General features: G+C 41.6%; 15 protein-coding genes. 2 read left to right on the top strand and 13 right to left on the bottom strand.

The features are described from left to right. Position 1: 1 nt before the first annotated feature. From AOG27_RS05480 to hisG, 13 genes are all read right to left on the bottom strand, one after another. The gene (locus AOG27_RS05480; protein ID WP_054552008.1) at positions 2-796 is read right to left on the bottom strand and encodes a glycosyltransferase family 25 protein; all 795 of its coding nucleotides are present in this window, start codon (positions 794-796) and stop codon (positions 2-4) included. Positions 797-860: 64 nt separating this feature from the next. Continuing rightward, positions 861-1,046: a DUF1289 domain-containing protein gene (locus AOG27_RS05485; protein ID WP_054552009.1), complete on the bottom strand. Its 186-nt coding sequence runs from the start codon at positions 1,044-1,046 to the stop codon at positions 861-863. A gap of 41 nt (positions 1,047-1,087) precedes the next feature. Then, a complete protein-coding gene (locus tag AOG27_RS05490) occupies positions 1,088-1,600 on the bottom strand; it encodes a hypothetical protein (protein ID WP_054552010.1) in 513 nt (170 codons plus the stop codon). A 151-nt stretch (positions 1,601-1,751) separates the two neighbouring features. Further along, positions 1,752-2,489 carry a DUF4097 family beta strand repeat protein gene (locus AOG27_RS05495; RefSeq protein WP_054552011.1) on the bottom strand — a complete coding sequence of 246 codons (738 nt, stop codon included), beginning with the start codon at positions 2,487-2,489 and terminating at the stop codon, positions 1,752-1,754. Between the two features lie 280 nt (positions 2,490-2,769). Continuing rightward, a complete protein-coding gene (locus AOG27_RS05500) occupies positions 2,770-3,357 on the bottom strand; it encodes a hypothetical protein (protein ID WP_054552012.1) in 588 nt (195 codons plus the stop codon). A 311-nt stretch (positions 3,358-3,668) separates the two neighbouring features. Next, complete coding sequence (gene hisIE / locus AOG27_RS05505; protein ID WP_054552013.1) at positions 3,669-4,283, bottom strand: bifunctional phosphoribosyl-AMP cyclohydrolase/phosphoribosyl-ATP diphosphatase HisIE; 615 nt, start codon at positions 4,281-4,283, stop codon at positions 3,669-3,671. Continuing rightward, the gene (gene hisF, locus AOG27_RS05510; RefSeq protein WP_054552014.1) at positions 4,274-5,053 is read right to left on the bottom strand and encodes an imidazole glycerol phosphate synthase subunit HisF; all 780 of its coding nucleotides are present in this window, start codon (positions 5,051-5,053) and stop codon (positions 4,274-4,276) included. The genes hisIE and hisF overlap by 10 nt, the downstream gene beginning before the upstream one ends. Continuing rightward, positions 5,035-5,769 (bottom strand): 1-(5-phosphoribosyl)-5-[(5-phosphoribosylamino)methylideneamino] imidazole-4-carboxamide isomerase, encoded by a 735-nt coding sequence (locus tag AOG27_RS05515; protein ID WP_054552015.1) that lies wholly within the window; start codon positions 5,767-5,769, stop codon positions 5,035-5,037. The genes hisF and AOG27_RS05515 overlap by 19 nt, the downstream gene beginning before the upstream one ends. Positions 5,770-5,797: 28 nt before the next feature. Beyond that, positions 5,798-6,388 (bottom strand): imidazole glycerol phosphate synthase subunit HisH, encoded by a 591-nt coding sequence (gene hisH, locus AOG27_RS05520; RefSeq protein WP_054552016.1) that lies wholly within the window; start codon positions 6,386-6,388, stop codon positions 5,798-5,800. Then, positions 6,385-7,446 carry a bifunctional histidinol-phosphatase/imidazoleglycerol-phosphate dehydratase HisB gene (hisB, locus tag AOG27_RS05525; protein ID WP_054552017.1) on the bottom strand — a complete coding sequence of 354 codons (1,062 nt, stop codon included), beginning with the start codon at positions 7,444-7,446 and terminating at the stop codon, positions 6,385-6,387. The genes hisH and hisB overlap by 4 nt, the downstream gene beginning before the upstream one ends. After that, positions 7,443-8,540 (bottom strand): histidinol-phosphate transaminase, encoded by a 1,098-nt coding sequence (gene hisC / locus AOG27_RS05530; RefSeq protein ID WP_054552018.1) that lies wholly within the window; start codon positions 8,538-8,540, stop codon positions 7,443-7,445. The genes hisB and hisC overlap by 4 nt, the downstream gene beginning before the upstream one ends. Continuing rightward, on the bottom strand, positions 8,530-9,831 hold the full coding sequence (gene hisD / locus AOG27_RS05535; protein WP_054552019.1) for a histidinol dehydrogenase: 1,302 nt from the start codon (positions 9,829-9,831) through the stop codon (positions 8,530-8,532). Before hisD ends, hisC begins: the two co-directional genes overlap by 11 nt. Before the next feature lie 6 nt (positions 9,832-9,837). Beyond that, entirely contained in the window at positions 9,838-10,737 is a 900-nt protein-coding gene (gene hisG / locus AOG27_RS05540; protein WP_054552020.1) for an ATP phosphoribosyltransferase, read from the bottom strand. A gap of 344 nt (positions 10,738-11,081) precedes the next feature. Here hisG and AOG27_RS05545 point away from each other — a divergent pair, with 344 nt between their 5' ends. Both AOG27_RS05545 and AOG27_RS05550 read left to right on the top strand, forming a co-directional pair. After that, entirely contained in the window at positions 11,082-11,315 is a 234-nt protein-coding gene (locus AOG27_RS05545; RefSeq protein WP_054552021.1) for a hypothetical protein, read from the top strand. 90 nt (positions 11,316-11,405) lie between these two features. Continuing rightward, a complete protein-coding gene (locus AOG27_RS05550) occupies positions 11,406-12,371 on the top strand; it encodes a sensor domain-containing diguanylate cyclase (RefSeq protein ID WP_054552022.1) in 966 nt (321 codons plus the stop codon). The last annotated feature ends 7 nt before the right edge of the window (positions 12,372-12,378 follow it).

The following is a 12,378-nucleotide window of genomic DNA, read 5'->3' on the forward strand; positions in this document are numbered from 1 at the left end:
GTTAATGATTTTTGATTGGTAAGAGAGGAGCTGCGGCTCCTTTCTTTTTGCTCGGTGTTTGCTGCGCTTTTACAAATTGCTTAGTGTATTGTGCGTTTAATAGTGCACTTTGTAGCTGCTGTTTTTTACGTCGCCAAAACGACTTTTTAACTTTGACTGATCTATCCCGAATATCGCTTTGTGAATTATCGGGTTGTGATACCGGGTAGGGCAGCAAAGAGTATCCATATACGCCAGTTTCCCAAACGTGCTGTAAATCGCAGTCTACGGGGCGGCCAAATGTGGCTGTGGTTTTTAATAGCGCTTTTGCTCCGGCCAAACTAACAGCCGTTGCACAGCAGCCAGACATAAGCTTTTTATGAATAACTAAATGTTGCTCATCGGCAAGGGATTTAGTAAAGGCAATGTCGCGATTACGGTCTTTATAAGCCGCTAACTTTATTAGCTGCCAAGGCTGTTTTAATGTATTTATGTTTTCAATTGCACTGTGAATTGAGCGGTCGAGAACAAAGTCATCTTCTAAAATAATGGCGTAATCTAATTGCCTATCGACAATGGTTTGCCATGCTTTTCTGTGACTCAGGTAGCAGCCAATTTCACCTTTACTCAAGGGTTTATGGTATTTTTTTAAGTTTAAATCAGCACTATAGTGTTTGGTTATCTCTGTATCGGACAGCTTTCTACCATCAATTGCATCAAGGCGTTCAAATGCCAAATTTTGTGCGTTGAGTTCATGGCTTACACGGTTCAATCGTTCAGTAGAGCTTGCTAAGTTGATTACAAAAATAGCGGTCATTATCGTTACCTGATGGTCAGTTTGAATCAGGCTAACAAGCTTTAATGACGCTTGGGTGTCAGAACTATTTCGCTTTTATGTCAGGGCGAGGAGTGTTTAAAATCGCTTGCTTTTCTTGCTCGGATAAAATGATCCAATCAAAAATCTCATCATTACTGCGACCACAGCCAGTGCAATAACCATTTAGGCGATGACATTGACCGATGCAATCTGTTTTGTATTGGCTGGTTGGTATTTTCGAATGTGTCATAGTGATGTGAAGGCTAATCTCTATTAGCCTTCCTAAGTGTATTACTTGCCTTCAATTGGCTTACCAATTTCAAGGGTAGTAGACCAAGGCTGTTTACGCGATAGGGTTTTACCCGAATGAATTGAGATAACAGGGTTGTTTTCGTCAAGTACAAACGTGGTGCGTAGCGATTCAGCAGACTCTTTTTGTGTTTGATGCCAGTTATTACTTGCTAAACAAGCTTGGGTAAAATTAACCGCACGGGTGTGATCGGCAACAGCTTGTTGCTGTTGCTCGTAGTTGCCTACACAGCGGTAGGTAACATTGTCTTTATCAAGCGCCGTGATTTGACAGTTATCGGCAATAAGGTTGTATTTTGCTGTCCATGTTTCCATGTATTTTGTATTTACACGGCTACGTTTTAAGCCTTCAAAGCGGTTATCGTAAGCACCTAATAGGGCGTTAATTTTCTCGCAAGGGGTTAAGTTATCAATGGCTGTTTGTTGTTCAGTTGTTAGTCCTGTACAACCTGTTAAAACAAGGCCAGTTAGTAAGGCGGCGAGTGGCTTTTTCATATCAGGCTATCCTTTTAAATAGCAGTTCCTTAAACGTTTCCTAAAGGATACCTAAGCCCTTATAAAAATGCTAATAAAGATTGGTGATTACAAAGCAAAATGCCCTCGTAAAGGAGGGCATTTTAGTTGCGTATATGATAAAAGCGCAGGCTTACATTTTAGTTTTACCAGCAATGTTGGTCACTTTTACTGAGCCAGAACCATCACTTAGTAACTCAAAGTTTGCTGCAGTATCAACGCGAATGCTGCCTGAGCCATCTGAAACGACAACATCACCCAAAATATCATTTAAGTCGATACCACCAGAACCATCGTGTACTTCGATATTGCCTTGTGCGTTGGCAACATCAATATTACCTGAGCCGTCATGAATTTTAATATCACGGCTGATATTACGTGCCTCTATGCTACCCGAACCATCATTGATTTCTAATGTGCCTGTAATGTCATTTGCGGTAATTGAACCTGAACCATCGTTAATCACTGTATCAGCGACTTTGCTGATAATAATTTCACCCGACCCATCGTGCACATTTACATTAAATGAACGAGGGATCGCAACAGTTAAATCAATGCGAGTTTGCTTATTGGTGTGGTAATCGCACTGGCCTGCACTAAGCGCAGCACGCTTACCTTTAGCTTCAAGCGTTAAGCAATACTCATCATGTGGCTTTTCTTGATAAATCTCGGCTTTAACGGTCACTTGATCACTGTCACTACCGGTAATGTGTAAAAAACCTGAGCCTGCTTCTACTTTTAAAGCGCTTAATGATGCTGCATCTAGCGTTAGGTTTTTAGTTGCTTGTAGAGGCATTTCACCCCAAGCAAAGGTCTGTGCTGATAATAAGCCTGCGGCAATGAGTGAGAGTGTTTTTACTGTACTTAACATGGTTCTTCCCTTTCATATCTGTGGTGTTATTAGCTTAGTCGCAGGTGCTGATAAAAAAGGTTTAAAGGGTTTAAAAATTTTTTATAAAAATAATAGGCTGAACTTATGAATTCTAAGGTTAAGGCTAATAATTACAAAGTACTGCGATAAGTGGGATTAATAAATGTACCTGTATTTTCTATGTACGAAATAGAACATTTAATAAGACTAACATTCTGATATACACGATTAAGTAGAGCTTGAATCATCAAGCCCTACTAAAAAGGACAAATTTTTTAGTTTAATAATTTATTTCTATTTGACCAACTGAAACAGTTCCTTGCTGCCAAGTTGTTCTACATGTCAATGAAAGAATAGAATTGTCTTGATAATTATTATCTAAACTTGTTGTGAAATTAACACTTTGTTTAGATGAGTTATTTAGATCAGATATGCTAATCCAATCAAAACCCTGTCCAGTCCCATATTTAAGCCATACTTCACTGTTGCCATCATTTACTTTTTTAATCTGTGAAATTGAGCAACCACCAAAAGAGTTATTTAAACCTTGAGTGGTACCGTGAACTGTTAGTTGGTATTGACCAATGTTATCGTTCAATGGAATTGCACAATTGAAGTAACGTGAAGTTCTTGAAAATGTTGGGTTGAAAGTAAAGTATCCGTTAGCGGTTGCGCCAACATTTTCTAAAGAGAGTTCTTTTAGTGCTGACAAATCGCCATTTGTAGCAATTAGCTCGTTTAAAGCTGAAGTTTTTTTCACAGTATCTTCACTACAATGCGCAGAGCCAGTAAAAGTAATTGTTTGTGAAAATGCTGATGTTGATGCAATCGCTAAAAGGGTAGCAATTGATAATGAAATTTTATTCATGATAAGAATCCTTCTTCTTTGTCCTTTTCAATTGAATTAGACCATAATTAGACTTACTAATCAAATAATGAAATTGTATATATTGTTGAATTTATTGCATTTATTTTAAATTGACCATCAATTCACGTTTTTACTGTTGTTGCAATGGATTCTAAAATCACACTATATGTGAGGAGGTGACCTTGCAGGACTTAAAGGCTTTAGTGAACATGACTTTACCCGTGATGTTTTAAAGCACAGGGTAGATAAGAGTGGATTTAAGAAACACTAAAAAAGATGCACCTAAAAAGGTGCATCTAACTGAACTTAATTTACTTATGGCGACCTTGTAAACAGCTCACCACATCAGCCAGCGATAGGCCTTGGCGCTGCAATAACACAGTTAAATGATACAGTAAGTCTGCCGATTCATTGGTTAATTCATCGTTATCATGTTTCATGGCTGCAAGGGCAACTTCAACGCCTTCTTCACCCACTTTTTGGCAACTACGACTTAAGTCTTTTGCAAACAAAGACGCAGTGTAGCTTTTGCTTGGATCATCGTCTTTACGCGAGACAATCACTTGTTCAAGCTCAGCTAAAAACGATAAGCTAGGTTTAGCATCATCGCCGAAGCAGCTTTGTGTACCAAGGTGGCATGTTGGCCCAAGTGGGTTTGCCAGTACTAATAGTGAGTCGTAATCGCAGTCGGTGTGTACAGAGACGACTTCAAGGTAGTTTTCTGATGTTTCGCCTTTGGTCCATAAACGCTCTTTAGAACGCGAGTAAAAGGTTACTTTTTGTTTGTCGAAAGTGGCAGCTAATGCATCTTGATTCATAAAGCCTTGCATTAAAATCACCCCAGAGCGTGCGTCTTGCACAATAGCTGGGATCAATTCGCTTTTGGCAAAATCGACTTGAGAAAGAGTGTCTTTGGTTAATTGCATAGTCTTGCCGCTACATTATTATCAGTTAAAAATTGTTTTAGTTCGCCAATATCAATGACGTTCTTGTGAAATACGCTGGCTGCGAGCGCGCCATCAACTTGGCTTTGCTGAAACACATCAACAAAGTCTTGCATCGTACCTGCGCCGCCCGATGCAATCAGAGGAATATCGCACAGTGCACGCATTTTTGATAGCTGAACATTGTCGTAGCCTTTACGCACGCCGTCTTGGTTCATACAATTGAGCACGATTTCACCAGCACCTAGGTCTTGCACGCGCTTAACCCATTCTTCGGTTTTGTAGCGAGTACGGCTTGATGCATTTGGGTCGCCAGTCAGCTGGTAGACTAAATATTCGCCAGTGTTTTCATCATAAAAGCTATCAATACCCACAACTACGCATTGTTTACCAAACTCATCGTGTAACTCTTTGATAAGCTCTGGGCGAGCAATTGCAGGGCTATTAATACTGATTTTATCTGCACCACGTTCTAAAACACGTGCTGCGTCGGCAACAGATTTAATGCCGCCTGCCACACAAAATGGAATATCAATGTGGCGTGCAATATTCTCTACCCAATTAACATCAAGTAGGCGTTTTTCGACGCTGGCACTGATTTCATAAAACACCAGCTCATCTGCACCGGCATCGCTGTAAGCTTTAGCAAGCGTTAAGATATCACCAACTACTTCATGGCCTTTAAATTTAACGCCTTTAACAACTTGGCCGTCTTTTACATCTAAACAAGGGATTATGCGTTTTGATAACATGCTAACGCCTCCTCAACATTGAAGGCACCATCGAGTAACGATTTACCTAAAATAACACCGCCAACGCCCAGTTTTTTCAGCTTTGCAATATCATCCAGTGAGCTTACACCGCCTGATGCTTGAACTTTAATCTCGCTGTTGTGGTTGGTTAAATCTTCATAAAGTGCAAACGAAGGGCCGGTCATGGTGCCGTCTTTACTGATGTCAGTACACAGAAAATCAACCACGCCAAGTGCCACATAAAAATCAACAAGTTCGAACAAACCAAACTCAGATTCACTTAACCAACCATGTGTTGCGGGTGCCCAGCCGTTGTCAGTTTTATTAACATCTAGTGCGATAACAAAGTGAGAGCTGCCAAATTTTTCAATCCACGCCTTTACATGTTCGCGCTTTTCAACGGCCATTGAACCAATTACAACTTGATTAGCACCGGCTTCAAGCCAGTCAGCAACATCTTGCTCTGAGCGAATACCACCGCCCACTTGATAAGGCACATTAAGCGCTTTGGTTGCAGCTTGAATATGCTGCCACTGTTTTTTATTTGGATCGCGCGCGCCTTCTAAATCAACTAAGTGCAGTTTGCCTGCGCCGCTGTTTGCGTACTCTTGTAGGCGAGCGCCAAGTTCGTAAGGGTAAAATTGTGCGGTATCATACTTACCTTGGTATAAGCGCACAATTTGGTTTTGTAATACATCGAGTGCTGGAATAATCACGTTTATTTCTCTTATTTTTTTGCTGCGCTTACAGCTGCCAATCTAAAAAGTTTTGTAAAAGTCGCGTGCCTACTTTGGCGCTTCGCTCTGGGTGGAACTGCATGCCTGCGTAGTTATCTTTAGCAACAATTGCTGAAAAAGCTTGCCCGTATTCACCGCTAACTAGGGTGGCATCGTTCACTGTGTGAGCAAAGCTATGCACAAAGTACACTTGATCTTGCGCTGATAACCCTTTGGTAAGAGCATGCTCTTTTAACACGCTTAGGTCATTCCACCCCATGTGTGGTGAGGTTAATGTGCCTACATCTAAGTGCTTAACAACACCCGGAATTTTGCCAAGGCAATCAACATTGCCTTCTTCTGTGCTGTCGCAAAGTAATTGCATGCCTAAACAAATGCCCATTAGCGGGCGCTGATATTCATCAATTGCTTGCTGCCAACCACCGTCTTTTAAGCGTTTCATGGCAACAGAAGCATGACCTACGCCTGGTAAAATCGCACGTTCAAAGCCTTTCAGTTGTTCAGGGGAGGTGATCACCTCTGGCGTCTTCCCTAAGCGCTCAAAGGCAAAACGAACTGAGTTAATGTTGGCACAACCGGTATTAATTATGGCAATCATAAACACCCCTTAGAGCTGGCAGTTTGTTGTGTGGCATCTTTTGCAATCGCAGCGCGAAGTGCTCTTGCAAACGCTTTAAATAAGCCTTCAACTTGGTGATGACAGTTACCATCGCTAACCGACAGAATTAGGCTCATGGCGGCATTATCACTTAAGCTTTTAAAGAAGTGTTCAACCATTTGCACGTCTAAGTCGCCCACTTTTTCACGGCTAAAATCGGCATTTAATACAAACGAGGCGCGACCCGATAAGTCAATTTGCGCTTCTGCTTTACATTCATCCATAGGGAGTGCAAAGCCATAGCGACCAATTTGCGTTTTTGTACCTAGCGCTTGTTTAAGGGCAAGGCCAAGTGCAATGCCGATATCTTCAACTAGGTGGTGCTCATCAATGTGTAAGTCGCCAGTGGCTTGAATATTAAGTCCGATATTGGCGTGTGTTCGAATTTGGTCAAGCATGTGGTCGAAAAAGCCAAGGCCAGTGCTAATTTCGCCATTTTTTGTTTGGTCTAAATTAACTTGCACATCGATTTGCGTTTCTTTGGTATTGCGAGTGACACGGCCTTCACGGTTCGCGGTTGTCAGCTTAGTGACAATGGCATCCCAACTGCCATCATACAAAATACCTTCGCAGCATAAGTTATTGGCAAGTCCGATGTCAGTTTGGCGGTCACCAATCACAAATGAGCGTGATAAATCGACTTTACCTGAGCGCATCAGCTCAGTAAGTAAGCCAGTTTTTGGTTTACGGCAGTCACAATTTTGCTCATCAAAGTGCGGGCAGATCAGAACTTCATCAAATTTAATCCCTTGGCTGTTTAAGATATCCATCATCTTGTCTTGGGCAATATCAAAATCAGCGGTGGGGAAGCTATCAGTGCCTAAACCATCTTGGTTTGAAACCATAACAAGGCGGTAACCTGCCGCTTGAAGTTGTAATAGAGCAGGGATCACATTCGGCAAAAACACTAATTTTTCGAGGCTATCAACCTGTTTGTCGGTGATAGGCTCTTCGATAATCGTGCCATCGCGGTCAATAAATAAATACGGGTTGCTCATGATAATTCCTGTTCTACTGTTTTACTGGTCAGTGATAAGCCATCTAACCAAACTTTTACTTGTTCTAGTTCTTGCTCGTTACCGATAGAAATTCGTAACCAATCATCTTCGCCATATAAAGTGAAGGCACGCATCACGAGTCCTTGCTCAAGTGCGATATTAAATGATTGTTTGTCTTTTAATTTTAAAGTGACAAAGTTACCTTCACCGCTCAGTACTTTGATAACGGCAGGTGATTGCTCGAGCCAACTTTTTAGTTTGTTTTTTAAGCTATTTAGAATTGTCACCTGACGGCGCATTGAAGCGATGTTGTCGCTACTTAATGCATCTGCGGCAATGCTCGCCACCACCGTTGATACAGGGTAAGGCGCAATCACTTTACGAATAGGCGCAAGTAGCTTGCTGTTGGCTAAGGTGAACCCTGTTCTTAAACCCGCAAGTGCAAATGCTTTTGATAAGGTTCTTAGTACCACAAGGTTACTAAACTCGTTGATCAGGCTTGCCGCTGTTTGTTCTGGGCAAAATTCTATATAAGCTTCATCCACCACGACAATCGCTTTACCCGCAAGTTGCTGGGTGATTTTTCTGATTTTGTCTAGGCTTGTCATGCTTCCGGTTGGGTTATTTGGATTACAAATAAACACCAACTTTGAATCAGCAACTGCAGTGACAATCTCATCAACTGTGCCTTTTAATAACAGCTCTTGAGTTAAACCGTTAATCGAGATGTTGTGGGTATCAGCAGTGACTTTGTACATGCCGTAAGTTGGCAAAAAGAGTGCAATGCTATCTTTAGCAGGGCTACAAAAAGTACGTACTAATAGCTCAATACCTTCGTCAGCTCCACGAGTCATCAATACTTGCTCTGGCTCCAAATTAGCATAGCAAGCGTAACGATTGATCACTTGCTGAGGCTGCGGATCAGGGTAGCGATTTAAATCCGTTAAATTGATATTTGGCGTACGTGAATACGGGCTTTCATTGGCATTTAACCACGTTGTGCCTGTTAGTTTTTCACTTTTCGCTGAACTATAGGCTGTAAGCGCTGCAATGTTATCTGGCAACAGCGTTGTTATTTTTGAATTATCGCTCATTGTTCATAGCCTCAAGACGAATTGAAACAGCATTAGCGTGAGCATCAAGCCCCTCTGCTGCGGCCAAAGGTAAAATTGCTTTAGATAATTCACGTAAGCCATTTTTACTGATGGTTTGCACTGTGTAAGTTCTAAAGAAGTCCAGTAAGTTTAAGCTCGAATAGGTCGCACTGTAACCATACGTTGGTAGTACGTGGTTCGTACCCGATGCATAGTCTCCGGCAGACTCCGGAGTGTAATCACCCACAAATACTGAACCGGCATTTTTCACTAAGCTTAAATAAGGCTGCGCATCAGCAAGCTGTAGAATAAGGTGCTCTGGACCATATTGCGCAGACACTGCAAAGGCTTGATCAACCGAGTCCACTAATATCAAGCTTGAGTTTGCTAGGGCTTGCTCGGCAGTGTCTTTACGACTTAATTTTGCTAGTTGCTCTGTTAATGCTTGCTGTGTTTTTTCAATAATGCGTTCGCTGTTACACAGTAAAATAACCTGTGAATCTGCACCGTGCTCTGCTTGCGACAATAAATCTGCCGCAATAAACTCTGGGTTTGCACGCTCATCAGCGATCACTAGCACTTCAGAAGGGCCCGCTGGCATATCAATCGCCATACCTGGAATAGTTTGCGCAACAAGTTGTTTTGCCATGGTGACAAAGCTATTTCCCGGGCCAAAAATCTTGTTCACTTTAGGCACTGATTCTGTACCGTAAGCCATCGCTGCAATCGCACCCGCGCCGCCACTTTCTACAATGGTTTTAATACCACATAGTTTTGCCGCATATAAAATGGCAGGGTTGATAGTTTCATCGGCTTTCACAGGTGTAGTAAGCACAACGGTTTGTGCACCACTCAACTGTGCAAGCACCCCTTGCATAATTACTGACGATGGCAGTGGCGCACTACCACCTGGCACGTAAATACCTACCGCTTCAATGGCTTGATATTTAAGTTCACACAATACGCCAGGTTGCGTTGTTAACTTAATGTCTTTAGGTAATTGTGCTTGGTGAAAACGTTTTACATTGGCATAGGCCGTTTCGATGGCAGCTTTTAACTCGTTTGATAATAGCTGCTCAGCTTGGTTTATTTCTTCAACTGGCACTAATAAGCGAGGTGTTTCGCGCTTATCAAACTCTGTTGCCATCTTTAATAACGCTGCGTCACCTTGTGTTTTAACTGCATTTAAGATGTCGATGCAAATTGCTTCAACCTCTTTACTTGCAGTAACAGCAGGGCGGGTAAGTACCGCCTGCTGTGCTTGTTGATTTTCCTCATTCCAGCGAAACATGGATAATTACTCCATCATTTTTTCAATTGGCATAACAAGAATTGAGTTAGCACCTAGTGCTTTTAACTGTTCCATTGTTTCCCAGAAAAGGGTTTCGCTGCTAACCATATGTAGCGCAACATAATCGTCGCTACCAGCAAGCGATAGTAAAGTTGGTTGACCTGTGCCAGGTAGTAAGTCGCATACTTCATCAAGCTTTGCTTTTGGTGCATGTAGCATGATGTATTTACTTTCTTTTGCTTGGCGTACACCACGTAAACGCGGCATTAGCGTATTGATTAAATCAAGTTTGCTTTGATCAGTTAGATTCTTGTTTTGAATTAAACATGCGTTTGATTCTAAGATGGTATCGCCTTGCATTAAGCCGTTTGCTTCTAACGTTGCACCTGTAGATACTAAGTCACAAATTGCATCAGCTAAACCAGCACGCGGCGCAACTTCAACAGAGCCCGTTAACATAACTGTGCTTGCGTTAATACCTTCGCGTTTTAGGTATTGGCTTAAGATTTCTGGGTAGGTAGTGGCAATGCGTTTACCTTCGAACCAGCTTTTATCTTGTGGACCAAGTTCTTGCGGCCATGCAAGTGCAAGGCGACAGTAACCAAAATCAAGCTTAGAAAGTTTGTTTACTTCGAATTCCACACCTTGGCGTTCGCGTTCGGCTTGTACTTCAACAAGTACGTTTTCACCTACGATACCCAAATCACACACACCGTCCATTACTAGGCCCGGAATATCGTCATCGCGTACACGAAGTACATCAATTGGCATATTGGTAGAGTGTGCGATTAAACGTTGTTCACGAAGATTTAATTTCACACCAAGTTGTTTTAGCAACTCTTGGCAGTCTTTTGATAAGCGGCCGCCTTTTTGGATGGCGATTCGTAAACGGTTGGTATTGCTCATTATTCATTTTCCTTTAATTCAAAAACTAAAAACCCCGAGGGAACCTCAGGGCGAAAATAAATAATTTGGTTGATTGCTCGCCAGAGGTTCCTTTTAGGAATAACCTCTCAGCGAAAAACCTGACAGGCTATTCCGGTGAATGATGGTGATGATGGATAGTTGTCAGATTGAAGCGCATAATTTTTCCTGTATTGCACTCGTTTATGTAAACCAGTGCGTTAATCTGTTTAAATAAGTTACGTATATAGATAAACATGCTTTGCTAATCTTTGGCAAGCATTTTTTTGCGAAATTAAAGTATATGCTATAACCGCCGATAATAAATGGATAGATAGGAGGTACAAATGGATATCATGATCCCCTTTTTAGGTCGAATTACACGGCTACAGTTAGAAAGTAAAGGCGCATTTCACATTGCGGGCGTAAAAGATGCGAACGTGCAGCGAATTGAACTTGAAAAACGCCAAAAACGAGAAATAGAGCGACGAAAAAAAGCTGCTAAAAAAGATGATAAAAGCGGTAAAAATGCCATAGAAGAAGATGAAGAGGGTAATAAACACCTAGATACATGGGCATAGCAGAAATTTAAGAAATTGTTTGTATGCAATAGACCATTTTTTTCTGCTAGGGTTAAGAAATACATGTGATTTTGATCAAAAGGCAATCTAATGGAACGACCAGCAGTGCCGTTAAATGAGCAAGCAAGGCTTGAAGAGCTTCGCTCTTTGGATGTATTAGACTCTCAGAGCGACCCCGCCTTTGACCGAATCACTCGCCTTGCCCAACAGTTTTTCTCTGTGCCAATTTGTGTCATTAGCTTAATTGACGAGCATAGACAGTGGTTTAAGTCATGTGTGGGGTTAGATGTGACAGAGACTGCAAGAGACATTTCTTTTTGCGCCCATGCAATTTTATATAAAGACCCCCTAGTGGTTGAAAATGCCTTAAACGATAAACGTTTTGCAGATAACCCGCTGGTAATGGGTGACCCAAATATTCGTTTTTATGCAGGTTGCCCAATCACACTTAAATCAGGAAATAGAATTGGCACTTTGTGCCTTATTGATCACCAACCTCGCAGTTTTAACAATAAAGATACTAAAGTTTTAAAAGACTTTGCAGCAATTGTCGAGCGTGAGTTTGCGGTTATGCAATTAGCAACCACAGACGAGCTTACCTTATTACCTAATCGTCGGGGTTTTATTAGCACAGCTGAACATTACCTTGATTTATGCATTCGCCAGCATTTAAAAGCAAAATTGGTATTTATAGATTTAGATAACTTTAAAGCAATTAACGACCAGTTCGGTCATGCTGCAGGCGACCGGTTGCTAAAAGATTTTGCAAGGTTGCTGGAAAGCTGCTGTCGCAAAGCGGATTTATATGCGCGGTTGAGCGGTGATGAGTTTGTAATTTTGTTTACAGATTTAAATACCAGTGATTGCGAGGCTATTATGCAGCGTTTATTTTTGTCATTCAGTCACTTACCTAATAGTTTTAATAACCAGGCTGAACTTAGCTTTTCCTATGGCATTGCCGATTTTTCAGATCAGCAGCCTTGCTCGCTGACTAAATTACTTGCTGTTGCAGACGCACGAATGTATGTCGATAAAGCACAAAAAAAGGCTCGATAATCGAGCC

This window comes from Pseudoalteromonas lipolytica (genome assembly GCF_001306915.1).
Lineage (GTDB): Bacteria > Pseudomonadota > Gammaproteobacteria > Enterobacterales > Alteromonadaceae > Pseudoalteromonas > Pseudoalteromonas simplex.